Raw genomic sequence first — 21,100 nt, 5'->3', positions numbered from 1 at the left:
AATGCGATGTTAACCAACCACTTCAAGCGTGCGCTGCAGGAAAAACGCCCGCAGATCGGGCTGTGGCTCGGGCTGTGCAGCAGCTACAGCGCCGAGCTGCTGGCCGGCGCCGGTTTCGACTGGCTGCTGATCGACGGCGAACATGCGCCCAACAACGTGCAAACGGTGCTGGGGCAGCTGCAGGCGGTCGCGCCTTACCCGAGCCGGCCGGTGGTGCGGCCGCCGTGGAACGACGCGGTGATCATCAAGCAACTGCTGGACGTCGGCGCGCAAACCTTGCTTATCCCGATGATCCAAAACGCCGAACAGGCGCGCGATGCGGTGCGCGCCACGCGCTATCCGCCGCACGGCGTACGCGGCGTCGGCAGCGCCCTGGCGCGCGCTTCGCGCTGGAACCGGGTGCCCGATTACCTGCAGCAGGCCGATGAGCAGATGTGCGTGCTGGTGCAGATTGAAACCCGCGAAGCGGTGAAAAACCTCGACGCCATTTTGCAGGTGGAAGGGGTGGACGGCGTGTTTATCGGCCCGGCGGATCTCAGCGCTGATATGGGCTTCGCCGGCAATCCGCAGCACCCGGAGGTGCAGCGCACCATCGACGACGCGATTGCGCGCATCCGCGCCGCCGGCAAGGCGCCCGGCATTTTGATGGCCAACAAGGCACTGGCGCAGCGCTATCTGGAAGCCGGCGCGCTGTTCGTCGCGGTGGGGGTGGACACCACCCTGCTGGCGCGGGCGGCGGAAGCCCTGGCTGACGAGTTCAAACAGGGCGGGGTGCAAGCGCCTTCATCGGGAGTTTACTGAACCATGAACCACGTCGATTCGCTGCCGCCGGCCAACCCGGCGCAGCAACATAAAGCGTTAACCGCCGCCGAGCAATCGGTGATTAAAAAGTTGTTTCGGCGCCTGATCATTTTCCTGTTCGTGTTGTTTGTTTTCTCTTTCCTCGACCGTATCAACATCGGCTTCGCCGGGCTGACGATGGGCAAAGATCTCGGCCTCAGCTCGACCATGTTCGGGCTGGCGGCGACGTTGTTCTATGTCACCTACGTGATCTTCGGCATTCCGAGCAACATGATGCTGAGCCGGGTCGGCGCGCGGCGCTGGATCGCCACCATCATGGTGCTGTGGGGCATCGCCTCCACCTGCACCATGTTCGCCACCGGGCCGACCAGCCTGTACGTGCTGCGCATGATCGTCGGCATCACCGAGGCCGGTTTCCTGCCGGGCATTCTGGTGTACCTCACCTACTGGTTCCCGGCGTTCTACCGCGCCCGCGCCAACGCCTTGTTCATGATCGCCATGCCGGTGACCATGGCGATAGGTTCGCTGGTCTCCGGCTATATCCTGGCGCTGGACGGGGTGATGAACCTGAAGGGCTGGCAGTGGCTGTTTCTGCTGGAAGGCATTCCGTCGGTGCTGCTGGGCGTGGTGGTGTGGTTCTACCTCGACGATACGCCGGCCAAGGCCAAGTGGCTGACCGACGAGGAGAAAGCCAGCCTGCAGGCGATGATGGAGGCCGACAAGCTTCAGTTGGTGCAGCCCAACGGGCCGAGCAGCCACCGCGCGCTGCAACAGCGCAGCCTGTGGCGCGAGATTTTCACGCCGATCGTGCTGATGTACACGCTGGCCTATTTCTGCCTGACCAACACCCTGAGCGCGATCAACATCTGGACGCCGCAGATCCTGCAAAGCTTCAACCAGGGCAGCAGCAACGTGACGATCGGCATTCTGGCGGCGATCCCGCAGATCTGCACCATCGCCGGCATGGTGTGGTGGAGCAAACGATCCGACAGGCTGCAGGAGCGCAAGCATCACACCGCGCTGCCGTATCTGTTCGCTGCCGCCGGCTGGCTGCTGGCGTCCGCCACCGATCACAGCCTGATCCAGCTGCTGGGGATCGTGATGGCCTCGGTCGGCTCCTTTACCGCCATGGCGATCTTCTGGACCACGCCGGATCAGTCGATCAGCCTGGAAGCGCGCGCGGTGGGGATCGCGGTGATCAACGCCACCGGCAATATCGGATCGGCGCTCAGCCCGCTGTTGATCGGCTGGTTCAAGGATCTGACCGGCAGCTTCAACTCCGGGCTGTATTTCGTCTCGGCGCTGCTGATCGTCGGCGCCGTGCTGGTGTGGCGCATCCCGATGAAGGATTCGCGCCCGAGGGCGACGCCTTGATGCGCAAGTGGGCATGATTGCAGGAGGTCATGAGGTGCGGAAAAGTACCGGCTTTATCGCCAACATCGATATTTGCAAAGAGTATGACGCGCGTTACGCCGCCGACGAGGTGCACTACGAAACCTTCGCCGGGCTGGCGGCATTCTTCGGCCGCGACATGCAGGTGCACTGGCACGACTGCTTCTTTCAGGTGCATTTCCTGGAAACCGGCAAGATAGAGCTGCAGCTCGACGATCAGCACTATTCGGTGCAGGCGCCGCTGTTCATCCTTACGCCGCCGTCGGTGCCGCATGCGTTCTTCACCGAACCGGACAGCGACGGCCACGTGCTGACGGTGCGCCAGGAGCTGATTTGGCCGCTGCTGGAGCGCCTGTATCCCGGCAGCAACCTGGCGCTGGACATGCCGGGCATCTGCCTGTCGCTGGCCGACGCGCCGCAGGAGCTGACGGCGCTCAGCCACTACTGGGCGCTGATCCGCCGCGAGTTCGGCCAGAACCTGGCCGGGCGCGAACAGACGCTGGCGCTGCTGGCGCAGGCGGTGTTCACGCTGCTGCTGCGCAACACCGCGCTGGAAGACAACGCCAACAGCGGCGTGCGCGGCGAACTGCAGCTGTTTCAGCGGTTCAACAAGATGGTGGACGAGCGTTTTCGCGAGCACCTGCCGGTGCCGGAGTATGCGCAGGCGCTGGGAGTGACCGAATCGCGGCTCAACGACCTGTGCCGGCGCTTCGCCAACCGGCCGCCCAAGCGGCTGATCTTCGATCGGCTGCTGCGCGAGGCCAAACGCATGCTGCTGTTCAGCGCCTGCACGGTGCATGAAACCGCCTACAGCCTCGGCTTCAAGGATCCGGCCTATTTCGCCCGTTTTTTCAATCGGCTGGAAGGCTGTTCCCCCTCGACCTACCGCGCGGCGCAACACGCCCTTTCGTAACCGCGATCACAGTTTGCCGCGAAAGCGGCAAACTGACCTGAAAAGTACCGGCGATTGCCGCAAAAGTCTCTTCTCGAAACCGGCTTTGGCAGCTTCAATTAAGCAACCAAAAGAAAACATTATTTTAACAAATGGCCGGATCCACGGCCTGAAAAATGCCGATGACGAGGAAGACCCGATGAAACCAGAAGACTTTCGTGCCGACAGCAAACGCCCGTTTACCGGCGCCGAATACCTGAAAAGTTTGCAGGACAGCCGCGAAATCTACATTTACGGCGAGCGTGTGAAAGACGTCACCACCCACCCGGCGTTCCGCAACGCGGCGGCGTCTGTCGGCCAGCTGTATGACGCGCTGCACGATCCGGCCAGCCAGGATCGCCTGTGCTGGAATACCGACACCGGCAACGGCGGCTATACCCATAAATTCTTCCGCTATGCCCGCAGCCCGGAAGAGATGCGCCAGCAGCGCGACGCCATCGCCGACTGGTCGCGCCAAAGCTACGGCTGGATGGGACGCACGCCGGACTACAAGGCGGCCTTCGGCTGCGCGCTGGGCGCTTATCCGGAGTTCTACGGCCAGTTCGCCGACAACGCGCGCCACTGGTACAAACGCATTCAGGAAACCGGGCTCTATTTCAACCACGCCATCGTCAACCCGCCGATCGACCGCCACAAGCCGGTCAACGAGGTGAAGGACGTTTACATTCAGGTGGAGAAAGAGACCGACGCCGGCATCGTGGTCAGCGGCGCCAAAGTGGTGGCCACCAACTCGGCGTTGACCCACTACAACTTCATCGGCTTCGGTTCGGCGCAGGTGATGGGCGATAACCCGGACTTCGCGCTGATGTTCGTGGCGCCGATGGACGCCGAAGGGGTGAAGCTGATTTCGCGCGCCTCCTACGAGCTGGTGGCCGGCGCCACCGGATCGCCGTTCGACTACCCGCTCACCAGCCGCTTCGACGAGAACGACGCGATCCTGATTATGGATCATGTGCTGATCCCGTGGGAAAACGTGCTGATCTACCGCGATTTCGACCGCTGCCGCCGCTGGAGCACCCAGGGCGGTTTCGCCCGGCTGTTCCCGCTGCAGGCCTGCGTGCGTCTGGCGGTGAAGATGGACTTCATCACCGCGCTGCTGCAAAAGAGCCTCTCGTGCACCGGCGTGCTGGAGTTCCGCGGCGTGCAGGCCGATCTGGGCGAAGTGGTGGCCTGGCGCAACCTGTTCTGGTCGCTGAGCGACGCGATGTGCGCCGAAGCCACAAAATGGGAAAACGGCGCCTACCTGCCGGATTCCGCCGCGCTGCAAACCTACCGCGTGATGGCGCCGATGGCCTACACCAAGGTGAAACACATCATCGAGAAGAACGTCACCAGCGGCCTGATCTACCTGCCGTCCAGCGTGCGCGACATGAACAACCCGGAGATCGACAAGTACCTGGCGCGCTACGTGCGCGGATCGGACGGTATGGATCACGTCGAACGCATCAAGATCCTCAAGCTGATGTGGGATGCGATCGGCAGCGAATTCGGCGGCCGTCACGAGCTGTATGAGATCAACTACGCCGGCAGCCAGGATGAGATCCGCCTGCAGTGCCTGCGCCACGCGCAGGGATCCGGCAACATGGATCGCATGATGCAGATGGTCGACAAGTGCCTGGCCGATTACGATCAGCACGGCTGGAAGGTGCCGCACCTGCGGAACAATGACGATATTAATCAGTTGGATAATCTGCTGAAGTAATTCAGGAGGAGGTTGTATGTCTCAGGAAAATGAACAGCGCCTGCGCTTTCGCGACGCCATGGCCAGCCTGTCGGCGGCGGTGAATATCGTCACCACCGACGGCCCGGCGGGGCGCTGCGGCATCACCGCCACGGCGGTGTGCTCGGTAACCGATACGCCGCCGACGCTGCTGGTGTGCATCAACCGCAACAGCGCGATGAACCCGGTGTTTCAGGAAAACCGCAGGCTGTGCGTCAACGTGCTCAACCACGAACAGGAGCTGATGGCGCGCCACTTCGCCGGCATGACCGGCGTCAGCATGGAAGATCGTTTCCGGCTGGAAGAGTGGCAGCTCGGCGCGCTGGGGCAGCCGGTGCTGCGCAATACCCTGGCCAGCCTGGAAGGGGAGATCGAGCAGATCCAGAGCATCGGCACCCACCAGATGTACTTGGTGCAGATCAAGCAGATCGCGCTGAGCGAAGCCGGCAACGGGCTGATCTACTTCAAGCGCAATTTCCATTCGGTGATCCACCCGATGGCGGTGCCGGCCTGAGGCGTTGGGGCGCAGCCCGCTGCGCCCCGCATATCAACTCTTGTTGGCCGCCAGATCGCTCACCAGGCGGTTGACCGGATCGCTCATGTTGGTGAATTTGCTCAGCTCCGAGCGGGTCACCACCACGAACACCCCGACGTTTTTCGCCGGGATCATCGCCATGTAGGTAATGAACCCGCCGCCGCCGCCGGTCTTCTGAATGATGCCCGGCAGCCCGTCCTTCGGCGCCATATACACCCAGCCCAACCCCAGCGCATCCGCTTGCCCCGGCACGTCCATGCCCTTCAGCGACACCAGATCGTGGCGCTGGAAGTACATGGTTTGCTCGCTGGCGGCGGTGGCTTTGCGCGGGCCGCTGGCGCTGGAGGAGAGGAATTGTTGCATCCAGCGCTGCATGTCGCGCGGGGTGGAGTAGACGCCGCCGCTGCCGGCCGCGGCGGTGGTGTCGCGGCAGGCGCTCGGGCCGGCCGCCGCCACCATCAGGCGCGAGCACTGTTCGGGGCTCGGCGTCAGCGTGGTGTCGACCATGCCGAGCGGCGCGGTGATTTTCTCTTTCAGCAGCGCGTTGTAAGGCTTGCCTGCGGCGCGCGACAGCGCGTCGGCCAGCAGGTCATACGCCAGGTTGGAGTAGGCGGCGCGTACGCCCGGCGGCACCGTGACGTTGGCATGCGCCAGCCACTGCCAGCGCTGGGCCTTGGTCGGCCAGGTGAACACCGGCGTTTTCGGCGGCTTTTTGCCCGGCTGCTCGCGCGGCAGCGCGCTGGTGTGGGTCGCCAGGTTCAGCAGGGTGATCGGCTGCCCGGCGTTGTAAGCCGGCACATAGGCGCCTTTGGGGGCGTACTTGCGCAGCGGGTCGGTCAGTTTGACCTGGCCTGCCGCCGCCATTTTCACCATCACTTCGCTGGTCATCAGCTTGGTGATCGAGGCGATGCGGATCAGCGAATCCGGGCGCGGGCGCAGGTTGTTGCCGGGTTTGGTATCGCCAAAGCTGCGGTTAACCACCTGATTGCCGTCGATCACCACCAGCGCCATGCCGGTGGCGCCGCTGTTGTAGAAAATATGTTCGGCATACTGGTCGACGATTTGCGAAGCCAGCTGCGGGGGGGCGGCCAGCGCGGCCAGCGGCGCGGCGCACAGGCCCAGCGCCAGCAATAAAGCGGAGACAGAGTTCTTCAACGGTCGTTATCCATTTAACAATGCAGCGGGAAAGGGCGTTATTCGTCGCCCAGTGTAATGCGCTCAGGCCCCGGCTGCATGTAGAAAAAAGAGCGGTGACGATAAATTTTTTAACCGCCGGCGGCCTACTGCGCGCGGGCGAAAATGGCGATCACTTCATCGAGGTGCGCCTTCATCGCCTTGCGGGCGCCGCGCACGTCGCGCGCTTCGATCGCCGCCAGGATCGCCCGGTGTTCCAGCTCGGAACGGTGCGGCATGTCGTCCGGCGTATAGTGGCGCTGCAGCACGCGAAACATGCTGCCGTAACGGTGGCCGAGCAGGTGGCCGATAATGAACGCATAGGCCGGGTTGCCGCTGGCCTGGGCGATGCGGATGTGGAACAGCCGATCGCCGGGGTGAGTGGCGGAGCCGGCGCGGTTATCGCGGCAGTTCTGCTCGTAGGCGGCGCGGATGCCCGCCAGCTCTTCGTCGGTGGCGTGGCGCGCGGCCAGCGCGGCGGTCTCCGGTTCGATCAACAGGCGGGTTTGCAGCAGTGAAAACGGCGGCAGCTCGGCGTTGAAATCCAGTTCGATATTCAGTTCGTCGTCGATCTCCGCCCACTGGTTGCGGCCGGCCTGCGCCATCACCGGCTCCTGCGACGGCGCCAGCGGCGTTTGCGAGCGCACGATCACCCCGTTGCCGACCTTGACGTCCACCAGGCCGATCACTTCCAGCGCGATCAGCGCTTCGCGCACCGACGCGCGGCTGACCTGCAACTGCTGGGCGAGATCGCGCTCCGAGGGCAGGCGGCTGCCCGGCGGAAATTCGTTATTTTCGATCAGACGTTTGAGCTGGTCTGCTATCTGTCTGTAAATTCTTGGGTTTTCCAGTCGGGTAATCGGCATTTTTGACCTTTGACGATTCGGCGTTCAGTGATTTGGCGCACAATTATGCGACAAGGCGCTTGAGTAATCGTTATTCAAGTGTAAAAAAATGGTTAATTGAAATGCGGTTTCAAGGCTGTTTTATTAACTTCTTCCCCCAACGATAACGCGTAAAGCGTCTTTTGTCATGTTAGAGGCCTGACCTTTAACCGCCTTTAGTGGCCTGACCATTAGACCTTTAGGCCGAGGAGTCAAGATGGATTTAACCGGGAAACGCGTACTGATCACCGCCGCCGGGCAAGGGATCGGTTTTACCACCGCCAGGCTGTTCGCCGCCGCCGGTGCCGAGGTGATCGCCAGCGACATCAACCTCGAGCGCCTGCAGGGCTGCGCCGGGATCCGCGCGCTGACGCTGAACGTCACCGATCCGGCCGCCATCGCGGCGGCGGCGGAAGCGATCGGCCCGATCGATGTGCTATTCAACTGCGCCGGCGTGGTGCACAGCGGATCGATCCTCGATTGCAGCGAAGATCAGTGGGCGTTCGCGCTCGATCTCAACGTTACCGCGATGTTCCGCATGATCCGCGCCTTCCTGCCGGGCATGTTGGCGCGCGGCAAAGGCTCGATCATCAACATGTCCTCGGTGGCCTCGAGCGTGAAAGGGGTGCCGAACCGCTTCGCTTACAGCGCCAGCAAGGCGGCGGTGATCGGCCTGACGCGCTCGGTGGCGGCGGACTACGTCACGCAGGGCATCCGCTGCAACGCCATCTGCCCCGGCACGGTGGAGTCGCCGTCGCTGCGCCAGCGCATTGCCGAGCAGGCGCGCGAGCAGGGGCGCAGCGAGCAAGAGGTGTATCAGGCGTTCGTCGCCCGTCAGCCGATCGGGCGCATCGGCACCACCGAGGAAATCGCCCAACTGGCGCTGTATCTGGCCTCCGACGCCAGTTCGTACACCACCGGCACGGTGCAGATCATCGACGGCGGCTGGAGCAACTGAGCCGCCATTTTTGAGAGAGGAACGCATGAAACTTTTACGTTACGGGCAACCCGGGCAAGAGCGCCCCGGCATGTTGGATACGCAGGGCCGCCTGCGCGATCTGTCGCAGCATATCACCGACGTGGGGGGCGCCGCGTTATTGCCGGCGTCGCTCGCCAAACTGCGCGCTCTGGACAGCGCCGCGCTGCCGCTGGTCGAAGGGCAGCCGCGCCTCGGCGCCTGCGTCGGCGGCATCGGCAAGTTTATCTGCATCGGCCTGAACTACGCCGATCACGCGGCGGAAACCGGCGCGGCCATTCCTGAAGAACCGGTGGTGTTCAACAAATGGACCAGCGCGGTGGTCGGCCCCTATGACCAGGTGGAGATCCCGCGCGGCTCGCAGAAAACCGACTGGGAAGTGGAGCTGGGCGTGGTGATCGGCCAGGGCGGGCGCTACATCAGCGAAGCGGACGCCATGCGCCACGTCGCCGGCTACTGCGTGATCAACGACGTTTCAGAACGCGAATATCAAATTGAACGCGGCGGCACCTGGGACAAGGGCAAAGGCTGCGACACCTTCGGGCCGATCGGCCCCTGGCTGGTCACCGCCGATGAGATCGCCGATCCGCACAGCCTGAACCTGTGGCTGGAGGTGGACGGCAAGCGCTATCAGGACGGCAACACCAGCACCATGATCTTCCGCATTCCGCAGATCGTCAGCTACCTCAGCCGCTTTATGAGCCTGCAGCCGGGCGACGTGATCTCCACCGGCACGCCGCCGGGCGTCGGCATGGGGCAGAAACCGCAGCCCATCTATCTGCGGGCGGGCCAGACGATGCGTCTGGGCATCGAAGGGCTGGGCGAACAGCGCCAGCAAACCGTACAGGCCTAACCGGGAGCGCCGCCATGACCACCATTACCGCACTGCGGGTTGAAGACATTCGTTTCCCCACGTCGCTGGGGCTGGACGGATCCGACGCCATGAATCCGGATCCCGACTATTCCGCCGCCTACGTGATCCTGGAGACCGATCGCGCGGATCTCAGCGGCCACGGGCTGACGTTCACCATCGGCCGCGGCAACGAGATCTGCTGCGCGGCGATCCGCGCGCTGGAGCATCAGATCGTCGGCGAGCGGCTGGAAGATATCGCCGCCGACATGGGCGCCTTCTGGCGGCGCTTCACCAGCGACAGCCAGCTGCGCTGGATCGGGCCGGACAAGGGCGCCATTCACCTGGCGACCGGTGCGGTGGTCAACGCGGTGTGGGATCTGTGGGCCAAATCGGTCGGCAAGCCGGTGTGGCGGCTGGTGGCGGAGATGACGCCGGAGGAGCTGGTGCGCTGCATCGACTTCCGTTACATCACCGACTGCATCACGCCGCAGGAAGCGCTGGCGCTGCTGAAACAGCGTGCCGAGGGCAAAGAAGAGCGCCTGGCGCGGCTGCTGCAGGAGGGGTATCCCTGCTACACCACCTCCGCCGGCTGGCTGGGTTATCCGGACGACAAGCTGCGTCGCCTGTGCCAGGAAGCGGTCGACGCCGGTTTCTCCTACCTGAAGCTGAAGGTCGGGCGCGATCTGGAAGATGACATCCGCCGGGTGCGCATCGCCCGCGAGGTGATCGGCCCGGATCGCCAGCTGATGATCGACGCCAACCAGGTGTGGGAGGTGGACGAAGCCATTCCGTGGGTGAAGCATCTGGCGTTCGCCAAGCCCTGGTTTATCGAAGAGCCGACCAGCCCGGACGACGTGGAAGGGCACCGCCGCATCCGCGAAGGGGTGGCGCCGGTCAAGGTGGCCACCGGTGAGATGTGTCAGAACCGCATCATGTTCAAGCAGTTCATCATGCGCGGCGCGGTAGACGTGGTGCAGATCGACGCCTGCCGCCTCGGCGGCGTCAACGAAGTGCTGGCGGTGATGCTGATGGCGGCCAAATACCAGCTGCCGGTCTGCCCGCACGCCGGCGGCGTCGGGCTGTGCGAGTACGTGCAGCACCTGTCGATGATCGACTACCTGTGCATTGCCGGCAGCCACGAAGGCCGGGTGATCGAGTATGTCGATCATTTGCATGAACACTTTGTCGATCCCTGCGTGATCAACGGCGCGGCCTACATGCCGCCGAGCCGCCCCGGCTATTCGATCGAGATGCATCCGTCGTCGATCGAGCAGTATCGGTTCCGCGGGTGAGGCGGGAGGATCGCATGCCGCGCATCGACGCTCATCAGCATTTCTGGCGCTATCAGCCACGGCACTACCCGTGGATCGACGAGCGGATGCGCGTGCTGCGGCAGGATTTCGATCCGCCCCGGCTGCAGCCGCTGCTGCAGGAACAGGGGTTCGACGGCGCGCTGGCGGTGCAGGCGCGCCCCAGCGAGGACGAGACGCTGGCCCTGCTGGCGCTGGCTGAGCAGAGCGAGGGCGTATGCGGCGTAGTGGGCTGGCTGGATATCGCTTCGCCACAGCTGGCGCAGCGTCTGGAGGCCTTGTGGCCTTATAGCGCGCTGCGCGGGGTGCGCCATCAGGTGCAGGACGAAGCGGATCCGGCGGCCTGGCTGGCGCGGCCGGAGGTGGAACGCGGCATGCAAACGCTGCAGCGCGCCGGGTATGTGTACGAGATCCTGGTGACGCACCGGCATCTGGCGGCCGCGGCGGCGTTCGCCGCCCGCCACGATGAGCACTGGTTGGTGCTGGACCATCTCGGCAAGCCGGACATCGCGCGCGGCGCGCGGCACTGGGCGCAGCAAATTCGGCCGCTGGCGGCGCTGCCGCACGTGGCCTGCAAGCTGTCGGGGCTGATCACCGAGGCGCCGGGTGGCCGGTGGCGGGCGGAAGAACTGCTGCCGTTCTTCGACGCCGCGCTGGAGGCGTTCGGCCCGCAGCGGCTGATGTTCGGCTCCGACTGGCCGGTGTGCCTGCTGGCCGGCGACTACCGCCAGGTGGTGCAACTGTGCGAACGGGCGCTGTCGACGCTGGGCGCCGCCGAGCAGGCGGCGATTTGGGGCGACACCGCCTGGAGAATTTACGGTTTAACGGAGTCTGGTTATGGATCTGTATCTGCAAGATAAGGTGGTGCTGGTCACCGGCGGCGGTGCCGGCATCGGCGCGGCGATTGCACATGTGCTGGCCGAAGAAGGGGCGATCCCGGTGTTGGTCACCAACGCCGCGCCGGAGGCGGCGCTGCTGGCCGATTTGCAGCGGCTGCAGCCGCGTACCGAGGTGATCCTCACCGAACTGTGCGACGAGGCGGCCTGCCGCCGCGCGGTCAGCCAGACGCTGGCGGCCTTCGGCCGCATCGACGGGCTGGTGAATAACGCCGGGGTCAACGACGGCGTCGGGCTGGAGGCGGGGCGCGAAGCCTTCGTCGGCTCGCTGGAAAAGAACCTGGTGCACTACTACCTGATGGCGCACCTGTGCCAGGCGGCGCTGCAGGAGAGCCGGGGCGCTATCGTCAACATCGCCTCCAAGACCGCGCTCAGCGGCCAGGGCGGCACCAGCGGTTACACCGCCGCCAAGGGCGCGGTGCTGGCGCTGACGCGTGAATGGGCGGTGTCGCTGCGCCATGACGGCGTGCGGGTGAACGCGGTGGTGCCGGCGGAGGTGATCACCCCGCAGTACCAGCGCTGGCTCAACACCTTCGCCGAGCCGCAGCGGCAGATGGCGAAAATCACCGCGCGCATTCCGCTCGGGCAGCGCATGACCACGCCGCAGGAGATCGCCGATACCGTGGCGTTTCTGCTGTCGTCGCGGTCATCGCATACCACCGGGCAGTGGCTGTCGGTGGACGGTGGCTACCTGCATCTCGATCGGGCGCTGACGTGAGCGGCGCGACGGCAGGGCGGCGCCGTTTCTGCCAGGCGCTCGATCTGATTGACTCACCGGCGCTGATTGCGGAGTACCTGCAGCATCATCAGCGCATCTGGCCGGGCATCGCCGCGCATTTGCGCGAGCACGGCATTCTGGACATGGAGATTTACCGGTTGGGCACCCGGCTGTTCATGATCGTGGAGGTCAGCGCCGATTTCGACGCTGCGCGCTTTGACGCCGCCAGCCTGAACAACCCCGAAGTACAGCGATGGGAAGCGCTGATGTGGCACTACCAGGCCGCCACCCCCTGGACGCCGCAGGGCGAAAAATGGGTGGAAATGGCGCGGATATTTTCTCTGCAACAGCAATAACGCCAACATCATCATCGCCAGACGATACGAGGGTATCACCATGCTTGCTGAAAAAAGTGCGGCCTCCGCGCAGCCGGGCGTCGCCGTGACCGCCAATCTGCGCTGGGCCTTTATCCTGGTCACCAGCCTGTTCTTCATGTGGGGGCTGTCCTATGGCCTGCTGGACGTATTAAACAAACATTTTCAGGAGACGTTGCACGTCACCAAGGCGCAATCAGGGCTGCTGCAGGCGGCCTATTTCGGCGCCTATTTCCTGGTGGCGCTGCCCGCCGGGTACTTTATGGACCGCAAGGGCTATAAGGCGGGCATTCTGGTCGGGCTGTGCCTGTATGCGCTGGGAGCGCTGCTGTTCGTGCCGGCGGCGTCGGCCAACAGCTTCGGCGTGTTCCTGTTCGCGCTGTTCGTTATCGCCAGCGGTTTGGGCTGCCTGGAAACGGCCGCCAACCCGTACGCCACGGTGCTGGGCGACGCGCAGGGCGCCGAACGGCGGCTCAACCTGGCCCAGTCGTTCAACGGCCTCGGGCAGTTTATCGGCCCGCTGATCGGCGGCACGCTGTTCTTCTCCGCCAGCCAGTCCGCCGGCGGCGGCGATCAGAGCGCGGTGAAGATGACCTATGTGGCGATCGCCGTGCTGGTGCTGCTGATCGCGCTGTTGTTCAGCCGCACCCGGCTGCCGGCGATCCGAGAAGAGGAAAAACCGGTGCACGGCGTGATAGCGCAGGGATTATGGCAGCATCCGCATTTCGTCGGCGGGGTGATCACGCAGTTCTTCTACGTGGCGGCGCAGGTGGGCGTGGGGGCGTTCTTCATCAACTACGCCACCGAACACTGGCGCGATGTGTCTAACCAAAGCGCCTCTTACCTGCTGTCGATCGCCATGATCTGCTTTATGGTCGGGCGCTTCTTCAGCACCTGGCTGATGGGGCGAGTCAAACCGGCGACGCTGCTGGCGGCCTATGCGCTGATCAACATCGCGCTGTGCGGCGTGGTGATGCTGAGCGTCGACGGGGTGTCGGTGGTGGCGCTGATCGCGGTGTTCTTCTTTATGTCGATCATGTTCCCGACCATTTTCGCCCTGGGGGTGAAAAACCTGGGTAAACACACCAAGCGCGCCAGCTCCTTTATGATCATGGCGATCGTCGGCGGCGCCATCATGCCGTACTTTATGGGGGCGCTGGCCGACCGTTACAGCACCGCGCTCTCTTATCTGTTGCCGCTGCTGTGCTTCGCGGTGGTGCTGGTTTACGGCCTGCGGCAGCGCCGCGCCTGATTCACCCCGGCGGCGAATCGGCCTTCGCCGCCGTTGTCAGCGCCTGTGGGCACGTTCGCATCAGGATCGCCAGCGCCAGCAGCAGCACGATGCCGGACAGCACGCCGTTTATCGTCAAGCCTCCGGCGTCCACCACCAGCCCACCCGCCAACGAGCCGCAGGAAATCGCCAGATTAAACAGCGCGATATACAGCGAAGAGGCGACCTCGACCGCATTGGGCGCCGCCTTGAGCATCCACGCCATCAGCGACACGGAAACGCCGCCGTAGGCGATGCCCCACAGCAGGAGGAAGGCACCGCCGCTCAGCGGCGCGCGGCCCAGCAGCGGCAGCAGCAGGACGGCGAGCGCCAGCCCGAAGGCGATCAGCGCCAGGGTGCGGCGCAGCCGTTTGGCGGCGGCCTGGCCGGCGATGAAATTCCCGACGATACCGGCGACGCCGTAGGCGAACAGCAGCGGCCCCACCCAGCGGCTCTCGATGCCGGCGACCGTCTGCAGCAGCGGGCGGACAAAGGTGTAGGCCATAAAGTGGCCGGCAACCAGCAGAAACGTCAGCAGCAGCCCGAGGAGCAACCGGCGATTCGCGCGCTGCGCGGTGAACGACCGCCAGCTCACCGCCTGCGTGACCGGCAGCGGCGGCAGCACGCACAGCAGCAGGAGCAGGGTCAGCGCCGCCAGGACGGCGACGGCCAGAAACGCCATGCGCCAGCCCAGCGCTTCGCCGAGGAACACCCCGAGCGGCACGCCGAGCACCGAGGCCGCCGCTACGCCGCCGAAGATGACGGACAGCGCCAATCCGACGGAGGCCGGCGGCACCAGACGTTCCGCCAATCCGCCGGCGATGGCCCAGATACCGCCGATGCAAAAGCCCAGCAGGATGCGCGCAGCGAACAGCAGCGCCATGGAGGTAGCGGCGGCGGCCAGCAGGTTGGCGGCGATCAGCAGCAGCAGAAAGACGATCAGCAGGCTGCGGCGATCTGTGCGCCGGGCGCCCAGCACCACCAGCGGGGCGAACAGCGCGGCGAACAGGGCAGGCAGGGAAATCAGCAGCCCGGCGCGGCCTATCGATGCGCTCAAGGTGCTGACTATCGGGGTCAGCAGCCCGACGGGCAGCATTTCTGCCGTGACGACGGTAAAGGTGGATAGGCCGATGGCGAAGGTTGCCAGCCAGGGTTTTGCGCCGCCGCCGGCGTGTAAGGCACTCATAATGACTCTCCCAACAGATGAAGAGCCTCAGTGTATCCGCGCCAAAATGACTGATAAACTGGCCTGAATGCGCAACATTGGGGACAAATCGTGGCTAATTTACCGTCTATGCCGTTGGATAACCTGACCGACCTGCTGGTGTTCATTCGCGTCGCCGACGCCTGCAGCTTCACGCTGGCGGCCGAGAGGCTGGGCATCTCCCGCTCGGCGGCGGGCAAATGCGTGATCCGATTGGAGGAGCGATTGGCCACCCGGTTGCTGCAGCGCACCACGCGCAGCGTCAGCCTGACCGAAGACGGCGCGGTGTTTTACGAGTATGCGCAGCGCATCCTGTCGCAGGCCGAAGAGGCGGAAACGGCGCTCAATACGCGGCGGCAAACCCCACGCGGGCGGCTGCGGCTGGATCTACCGGTCTCGTTGGGGCGGTTGCATATCCTGCCGATTCTGCGGGAGTTTTTGGCGCAGTGGCCGGAGGTGGACGCCGACGTCAGCTTCTCCGACGATTACAGCGATCTGGTGCGCGACGGCATCGACGTGGCTGTCCGCGTCGGCGGCAACGACGACAGCCGGCTGGTGCGGCGGGTGCTCGCGCCACATCGCCTGATCACCTGCGCGGCGCCGGATTATCTGGCGCGGCACGGCACGCCTGCAAAACCGGAGGCGTTGGGCGATCACGAGACGCTGGTCTTCAGCCATCAGGGGCTGCCGGCGCCCTGGCGCTATTTGGTCAACGGCCAACTGCACGAACAGCCGGTGCGCGGCCGGATGCGTTTCAACAACGTCGAGGCCTTGAGGGATGCGGCCGTCGCCGGAGCCGGCCTGTGCCAGGTGGGGGCGTTTCTGGTCGGCGAGCAGATTGCGGCCGGCACGCTGGTGCCGGTGCTGGAGCGCTATTGCCGCCCGGGGCCGCCGATCTGCGCCGTCTATCCCAGCCGGCGCCATCTCTCCCCCAAGGTGAAACTGTTCCTGGCGGCGATCGAACGGCGCTGGCAGGGCAAGGCTATTTGGGAAACCGCTTAGCGCGAGCGATTCACGCCGCTTTCAAGGCCAGCGTTCGCCGCATTAAGCGGTAGCCGCCGGCCGCCACCAGCAGCACGATCAGCCCGGCGGTGAGCGTGACGCCGAAGCCGGCCGCTATCCCGGCGGCATCGATCGCCAGGCCCGCCAATGCGGCGCCGAGCGCCACGCCTATCCCCAGGCCGGTGACCATCCAGGTCAATCCCTCCGTCAGCCGGGAGGGCGGCACGATGTTTTCAACCAGCCCCATGGCAATGATCATGGTCGGCGCAAAAAACAATCCGGCAACAAACATCGCCGCCGCCAGCGTCAAGACATTGTGCACCCACAGCAGCGGCAGGGTGGTGAAGGCGGTGGCGAACGCCGCGTATAAGAACAGGCGAGGCAAGGGGACGGAGATCTTCATTGCGCCGAAAATCAGCCCGGCCAGGCAGGAGCCGAACGCATAAACCGACAGCACGATGCTGGCGGCGGCCGGCTGTCCTTGCTGCTCGGCGAAGGCCACGCTGATGACGTCCACGGTGCCGACGATGGTGCCCAGGGCGATCAGCGCCAGCAGCAGGATCTGCATTGACGGCATGGCCAGGATGGCGCGCTGCCGCTGGTTATTGCGGGTGTAGACCGGGGGCTGAGTGCTTTTTTGCGAGGCGAATGCCGCAACGCCCGCCACCAGAAGCAGCGCGGCCACCAGAGGGCCGGCTTCTGGGAAGAGTGAAACGCTAAGCCCCACGGCGATCGGTGGGCCGACGATAAAGGCCACTTCATCTAACACGGACTCGAATGAAAATGCCGTGTGCAGCTGTGGCGTGCCGCGATAAATTTCGCTCCAGCGGGCTCTGACCATCGCGGAGATGCTGGGCATGCCGCCCGCGAGCGCGGCGAAGACGAACAGCGTCCAGTCCGGCGCCCGATAGTGGGTGCAGAGCAACAGCAGTAGCAGGGCTAGCGTGCTGACCCCGGTGGCGTAGGGCAACACGCGGCTTTGGCCGTGACGATCCGCCGCGCGCGCGATTTGCGGCGCAAGCAGCGCCATGGAAAAGGCGAACGTCGCCGCTACCGCGCCCGCCAACCAATAAGAGCCGCGTACCTGTGAGAGCATAGTGATGATGCCGATACCGGTCATCGAGACCGGCAGGCGCGCGATCAGCCCGGCAGAGGAAAACGCCTTGCTGCCCGGGGCGTTGAACAGGTTGAAATAAGGATTTGCCATGGAAAGGGCTCCAGAAGTTGGCGGCTCAGTATTCGCTCAATGGCCATCATTGACATACGCCACGTATGTTACGTTAATTGACATACATGGCGTATGTCAATTATAACGTTCATCAATAACGAGGCGGGAGTGGACCCATGGCACGTAAAGCGCGCGCAGAAATGATTGAAGAAACCCGACAAAAACTGGTGGCGGCCGCCCGTCAGCAGTTCGGCAGCGTGGGGTATGCCGAGACGGTAATGGATGAACTCACCGCGCAAGCCGGCATGACGCGCGGTGCGCTCTACCACCACTTTGGGGACAAGAAAGGTTTGTTTTTGGCCGTCGTGCAAGAAATCGACGCCGAGATAGATGCGCGCTTGGCCGACATTACCGCGAGTTTGGCGGATGGCTGGGAGGCGTTTGCGGCGCGTTGTCGCGGTTATTTGATCATGATGACGGAGCCGCAAGCGCAACGCATTTTGTTGCGCGATTCACCTTCGGTGCTGGGGGCTGAATATTTGCAGGCCAGTAAGCTGCAATGCATTGTCTGGATGACGGGCGCATTGCAGGCGTTGATGGCGCAGGGGCGCATCGCCGTCGCCGAGCCGGAATCGCTGGCGCATTTGATCAACGGCGGCCTGATGGATGCCGCGCTTTGGATCGCGCACCAGCCGGATGAGAAAACCGCTTTGGAGCAGGCGTTGGCCGGTTTGTCGCTATTGCTGAACGGCTTGCGGCCAACGGCCGCTTAACCGGGCAGGGTATTTACTCCTGCGGCAGCAGCAGGGCGGGCTGGACGTTTTGCGCCAGCTGAATATTGTTGCGGCCGCTGTGCTTCGCCAGATAGAGCGCGGCGTCGGCCGCGCCGATCGCCGATTCGACGTCCAGTTTTTCCAATGCCGAGATGCCGGCGCTGAGCGTCAGCGTACCGCTGTGCTGCGAGCTGGCGCCGTGCGGGATATTCAGTTCCGCCACCCGTTGGCGCACCCGTTCGGCCAGCTGCGCCGCATAGCCTTCGTGCACGTTGGTCAGCAGCACCAAAAACTCTTCCCCGCCGTAGCGCACCACGATGTCGCGCGAACGCACCGCATCGCGGATGGCGATCGCCACCTGCACCAGCGCCCGGTCGCCCATGGCGTGGCCGTAGCTGTCGTTGTAGACCTTGAAGTGGTCGATATCCAGCAGCAGCACGTAGTGGCGGCCGGTTTGCGGTTCCAGCAGCATGTTGATCTTATTCTCCAGCCCGCGACGGTTATAAAGGCCGGTCAGGGGATCGAGCATGCTCAAATTATTGAATTTGTCCCGCTCGTTATACAGGTTGGCCACCAGCGCGTGGGTAAAGATTTCACTGCGTTTCAACATCAGGTGATGAATGGAGAAAGCGATAATAGGCAATAGCGTGGTGAATAATATCCGCAGGGTATTATGCATACCGTCTAAAGCCAGGATCATCATTGCGGAAGGCACGGCATGTAAACAAAAGGCGGTAAAGTTATCCGTAAGAGAAATAGCGCTGATAAAAAAGATGCTGAACAAACTAATTAATAAAAAATCTTGGTTATTCGGCAGGCAATATTGACTTTTAACGTAGATATGTGCAGCCCACAGCAGGCCGAGCACGCTGGCGAACAGGTTGAGTTTGTACAGGTATTGCCGCGGCGTATGCAGAGAAAATAGCGCCGCCGCCAGACAAAATAACGGGATGCATAATAAAGGCAGAGTAAAAGAAGGGACATCCCTAAAAGGGAACAATAACGTAAATATGGAAGAGGCGGCATTCATCATTAGAAAAAGAAATAATGCCAGGCGCTGCTTGCTGTTCAGTAATTCCTGATAAGAACGGGCGTTCATACGGAGGTCACTCTTTGCAAAGTCGTACTGTCGAATAATTAAGGTTGAGAAGCATTCCCTTGGCGCGAAATATCCACTTGAATTGCATGGTTGACCGTTGTGATTATTATCATGCAAACAGGACTAGGAATTTTCTTATGTCAAATTATCATTTTTTCCTGCTGGTGTCATCTGGGTTTGGTCATCGCAGCGAAAATGATGCGGCGGCCAAAAAAATGTTATATGATATTGGTTATCATTATCACTTGAGGGGGTTGTCATGCTCACTGCCATGATTGCCGCATGCGGGCTGTGGGGCGTCAGCTGGTGCCTCGGCGATCGCCTGGCCAGCGCCTGGGGCGTTTTGCTGCCGTGCGCGCTGATGCCGCTGTTGGCCTTGATCGATCTCGATATGATGCAGCTGCGCAGCCTGATCGTGATAGCGATGTTGGCGACGCTGGTGATGCTGTTCAACAGCCGGCTGCGTCATTATCTGCTGCTGCCTTCCTGCATGGCGCTGGCGGGCGGCCTGGCGGCGGTCAGCCTCAACTTCAGCTTCGGGTAAAACGCCGGAAACGGCAAAACCACGCTTAGGCGTGTTGTTCATCAATGCGTTGGGATTTTTTCGAGGAGACTACCGGAGAGATCATCAATTGGTGCGAAGAGAGGGACTTGAACCCTCACGTCCGTAAGGACACTAACACCTGAAGCTAGCGCGTCTACCAATTCCGCCACCTTCGCACAGTCGATGTTGTTGCTTTGATTTATATTACGTCGCCAGCGTGGTGCGAAGAGAGGGACTTGAACCCTCACGTCCGTAAGAACACTAACACCTGAAGCTAGCGCGTCTACCAATTCCGCCACCTTCGCATCGATGCTGAGTGCAATATAAATCATGTGGTTATTTGGTGCGAAGAGAGGGACTTGAACCCTCACGTCCGTAAGGACACTAACACCTGAAGCTAGCGCGTCTACCAATTCCGCCACCTTCGCGTACCAGAAACATTACCGGAGTAACGTTACCACGGAGGCGAATTCTAGAGATTTTGGCGGGCACGTCAACAGTTATTTCCCCGCATTGCGGGCGTTTGCTGGAAAAACAGCCATATCGCCGCTTTTCCGCTGGTCAAACAGCCAAATCAGCCAATCAATCAACACCCTGACCCGTGGCGCCAGGAAACGGCCGGGCGGATACATGATGTAAATCGGCATCGGCGGCGGCGGCGTGTCCGCCAGCACTTCCACCAGTTCGCCCCGTTCCAGCCAGGGGGCAAGCGAATAGCGCGCCGCCTGAATCAACCCCATGCCGGCCCGCGCGCCGGCGATGTAGGCGTCGGCGCCGCTGACGCTCAGCCGGGCGGGGAGTTCGCGCAGTTCCACTTTGCCGCCGCGGCAGAATTCCAGCGGGTAATCGCGGTTGCTGGCCAGGGAAAAGTACCCCACCGCGCGGTGCGGCTCCAGGCTATCGATGTCGAGCGGCGTGCCGCAGGCCTGCAGGTAAGCGGGGGAAGCGCAGGTGATCTGCGGCAGCTGGGCGATGCGCCGTGCCACCAGGCTGTCGTCTTCGGTTTCCCAGGCGCGCAGCACGCAGTCCACGCCTTCGCGCAACAGATCGACGTGGGTGTCGTTGGCGCCCAGCGCCAGCGTGATGTCGGGATAGCGGCGGTAAAAGTCGTCCAGCGCCGGAATGACAATCTGGCGCGCCAGCGAATGGGGCATATCGATGCGCACCTTGCCGGACGGCTGCAGCTTATGGTGGCTGAACAGCGTGTCCGCCTCCTCAAGCGCACCCAGCAACTGTACGCAGCGTTGATAGTAGAGGCTGCCTTCGCTGGTCACCTGCACCTGGCGGGTGGTGCGGATCAGCAGGCGCACGCCCAGCCGCTGCTCCAGCCGTTTCAACGCGTTGCTGACCGTGGCGCGCGGCAGCTGCAGGCGCTCGGCCGTCCGGCTGAAGCTGCCCAGTTCGACGATGCGGGTAAAAATGCGCATGGCTTGAACCTGATCCATGTCCACTCCGG

The 21,100-nt window shown here is 63.1% G+C and carries 21 protein-coding genes and 3 tRNA genes; 15 read left to right on the top strand and 9 right to left on the bottom strand.

Translation table 11 applies throughout. From position 1 onward, the window contains the following. The first annotated feature begins 6 nt into the window (after positions 1-6). The 5 genes from hpaI (at position 7) to hpaC (ending at position 5,379) form a co-directional block, all read left to right on the top strand. Positions 7-801 (top strand): 4-hydroxy-2-oxoheptanedioate aldolase, encoded by a 795-nt coding sequence (gene hpaI, locus ACJ8MK_RS12570; RefSeq protein ID WP_033636985.1) that lies wholly within the window; start codon positions 7-9, stop codon positions 799-801. 3 nt (positions 802-804) lie between these two features. After that, the gene (hpaX, locus tag ACJ8MK_RS12565) at positions 805-2,175 is read left to right on the top strand and encodes a 4-hydroxyphenylacetate permease (protein ID WP_033652854.1); all 1,371 of its coding nucleotides are present in this window, start codon (positions 805-807) and stop codon (positions 2,173-2,175) included. A 34-nt stretch (positions 2,176-2,209) separates the two neighbouring features. After that, positions 2,210-3,106 carry a 4-hydroxyphenylacetate catabolism regulatory protein HpaA gene (gene hpaA / locus ACJ8MK_RS12560; protein WP_033636987.1) on the top strand — a complete coding sequence of 299 codons (897 nt, stop codon included), beginning with the start codon at positions 2,210-2,212 and terminating at the stop codon, positions 3,104-3,106. Positions 3,107-3,284: 178 nt separating this feature from the next. Next, entirely contained in the window at positions 3,285-4,847 is a 1,563-nt protein-coding gene (gene hpaB, locus ACJ8MK_RS12555; protein WP_047569441.1) for a 4-hydroxyphenylacetate 3-monooxygenase, oxygenase component, read from the top strand. A gap of 16 nt (positions 4,848-4,863) precedes the next feature. After that, a complete protein-coding gene (gene hpaC, locus ACJ8MK_RS12550; protein ID WP_033636989.1) occupies positions 4,864-5,379 on the top strand; it encodes a 4-hydroxyphenylacetate 3-monooxygenase, reductase component in 516 nt (171 codons plus the stop codon). 33 nt (positions 5,380-5,412) lie between these two features. On the opposite strand, the gene ampH is transcribed toward hpaC, so the two are convergent. Beyond that, the gene (ampH, locus tag ACJ8MK_RS12545; RefSeq protein ID WP_047569437.1) at positions 5,413-6,555 is read right to left on the bottom strand and encodes a D-alanyl-D-alanine-carboxypeptidase/endopeptidase AmpH; all 1,143 of its coding nucleotides are present in this window, start codon (positions 6,553-6,555) and stop codon (positions 5,413-5,415) included. Positions 6,556-6,680: 125 nt separating this feature from the next. Next, a complete protein-coding gene (locus tag ACJ8MK_RS12540; protein ID WP_033636991.1) occupies positions 6,681-7,439 on the bottom strand; it encodes a FadR/GntR family transcriptional regulator in 759 nt (252 codons plus the stop codon). A 235-nt stretch (positions 7,440-7,674) separates the two neighbouring features. Between ACJ8MK_RS12540 and ACJ8MK_RS12535 the strand changes: the two genes are divergently transcribed. Genes ACJ8MK_RS12535 through fucP form a run of 7 tightly spaced genes read left to right on the top strand, consistent with a single transcriptional unit; the run spans position 7,675 to position 13,836 of the window. Continuing rightward, positions 7,675-8,415, top strand: a complete 741-nt coding sequence (locus ACJ8MK_RS12535) for an SDR family oxidoreductase (RefSeq protein WP_016929185.1) — start codon at positions 7,675-7,677, stop codon at positions 8,413-8,415. 25 nt (positions 8,416-8,440) lie between these two features. After that, positions 8,441-9,286: a fumarylacetoacetate hydrolase family protein gene (locus ACJ8MK_RS12530; RefSeq protein ID WP_193168912.1), complete on the top strand. Its 846-nt coding sequence runs from the start codon at positions 8,441-8,443 to the stop codon at positions 9,284-9,286. A gap of 14 nt (positions 9,287-9,300) precedes the next feature. Then, on the top strand, positions 9,301-10,578 hold the full coding sequence (locus ACJ8MK_RS12525) for an L-fuconate dehydratase (RefSeq protein ID WP_442517774.1): 1,278 nt from the start codon (positions 9,301-9,303) through the stop codon (positions 10,576-10,578). A 14-nt stretch (positions 10,579-10,592) separates the two neighbouring features. Further along, on the top strand, positions 10,593-11,456 hold the full coding sequence (locus tag ACJ8MK_RS12520) for an amidohydrolase family protein (protein WP_197828198.1): 864 nt from the start codon (positions 10,593-10,595) through the stop codon (positions 11,454-11,456). Further along, positions 11,434-12,210, top strand: coding sequence for an SDR family oxidoreductase (locus ACJ8MK_RS12515; protein ID WP_033636997.1), 777 nt, complete (start codon positions 11,434-11,436; stop codon positions 12,208-12,210). The genes ACJ8MK_RS12520 and ACJ8MK_RS12515 overlap by 23 nt, the downstream gene beginning before the upstream one ends. Continuing rightward, a complete protein-coding gene (locus ACJ8MK_RS12510; protein WP_060426860.1) occupies positions 12,207-12,566 on the top strand; it encodes an L-rhamnose mutarotase in 360 nt (119 codons plus the stop codon). The genes ACJ8MK_RS12515 and ACJ8MK_RS12510 overlap by 4 nt, the downstream gene beginning before the upstream one ends. A gap of 40 nt (positions 12,567-12,606) precedes the next feature. After that, positions 12,607-13,836 carry an L-fucose:H+ symporter permease gene (gene fucP / locus ACJ8MK_RS12505; protein ID WP_047569422.1) on the top strand — a complete coding sequence of 410 codons (1,230 nt, stop codon included), beginning with the start codon at positions 12,607-12,609 and terminating at the stop codon, positions 13,834-13,836. A 1-nt stretch (position 13,837) separates the two neighbouring features. Here the strand turns inward: fucP and ACJ8MK_RS12500 are convergent, their stop codons facing one another. Next, positions 13,838-15,040: an MFS transporter gene (locus tag ACJ8MK_RS12500; RefSeq protein WP_442517773.1), complete on the bottom strand. Its 1,203-nt coding sequence runs from the start codon at positions 15,038-15,040 to the stop codon at positions 13,838-13,840. 108 nt (positions 15,041-15,148) lie between these two features. Here ACJ8MK_RS12500 and ACJ8MK_RS12495 point away from each other — a divergent pair, with 108 nt between their 5' ends. Then, positions 15,149-16,060: a LysR family transcriptional regulator gene (locus ACJ8MK_RS12495; protein ID WP_033637002.1), complete on the top strand. Its 912-nt coding sequence runs from the start codon at positions 15,149-15,151 to the stop codon at positions 16,058-16,060. A 10-nt stretch (positions 16,061-16,070) separates the two neighbouring features. On the opposite strand, the gene ACJ8MK_RS12490 is transcribed toward ACJ8MK_RS12495, so the two are convergent. Next, complete coding sequence (locus tag ACJ8MK_RS12490) at positions 16,071-17,267, bottom strand: MFS transporter (protein WP_442517772.1); 1,197 nt, start codon at positions 17,265-17,267, stop codon at positions 16,071-16,073. 137 nt (positions 17,268-17,404) lie between these two features. Here ACJ8MK_RS12490 and ACJ8MK_RS12485 point away from each other — a divergent pair, with 137 nt between their 5' ends. Next, positions 17,405-18,001 (top strand): TetR/AcrR family transcriptional regulator, encoded by a 597-nt coding sequence (locus tag ACJ8MK_RS12485; RefSeq protein WP_041037817.1) that lies wholly within the window; start codon positions 17,405-17,407, stop codon positions 17,999-18,001. Positions 18,002-18,014: 13 nt separating this feature from the next. Here ACJ8MK_RS12485 and ACJ8MK_RS12480 read toward each other — a convergent pair whose 3' ends face one another. After that, positions 18,015-18,917 (bottom strand): GGDEF domain-containing protein, encoded by a 903-nt coding sequence (locus ACJ8MK_RS12480; RefSeq protein ID WP_370739131.1) that lies wholly within the window; start codon positions 18,915-18,917, stop codon positions 18,015-18,017. Positions 18,918-19,359: 442 nt separating this feature from the next. On the opposite strand from ACJ8MK_RS12480, the gene ACJ8MK_RS12475 reads away from it, so the two are divergent. Continuing rightward, a complete protein-coding gene (locus ACJ8MK_RS12475) occupies positions 19,360-19,644 on the top strand; it encodes a DUF1435 domain-containing protein (protein WP_033637006.1) in 285 nt (94 codons plus the stop codon). 89 nt (positions 19,645-19,733) lie between these two features. On the opposite strand, the gene ACJ8MK_RS12470 is transcribed toward ACJ8MK_RS12475, so the two are convergent. From ACJ8MK_RS12470 to ACJ8MK_RS12455, 4 genes are all read right to left on the bottom strand, one after another. Next, positions 19,734-19,820 (bottom strand) — tRNA-Leu (locus tag ACJ8MK_RS12470). Positions 19,821-19,862: 42 nt separating this feature from the next. Beyond that, positions 19,863-19,949: transfer RNA gene (locus ACJ8MK_RS12465), tRNA-Leu, on the bottom strand. A 36-nt stretch (positions 19,950-19,985) separates the two neighbouring features. Further along, positions 19,986-20,072 (bottom strand) — tRNA-Leu (locus ACJ8MK_RS12460). Between the two features lie 72 nt (positions 20,073-20,144). After that, positions 20,145-21,089 carry a LysR substrate-binding domain-containing protein gene (locus ACJ8MK_RS12455; protein ID WP_442517771.1) on the bottom strand — a complete coding sequence of 315 codons (945 nt, stop codon included), beginning with the start codon at positions 21,087-21,089 and terminating at the stop codon, positions 20,145-20,147. Positions 21,090-21,100: the final 11 nt, after the last annotated feature.

It is taken from the genome of Serratia sp. CY38905, assembly GCF_052168875.1.
Taxonomy (GTDB): domain Bacteria; phylum Pseudomonadota; class Gammaproteobacteria; order Enterobacterales; family Enterobacteriaceae; genus Serratia; species Serratia sarumanii.
Note: the sequence above shows the minus strand (reverse complement) of the source record. Positions and strands in the feature narration are given on the sequence as shown.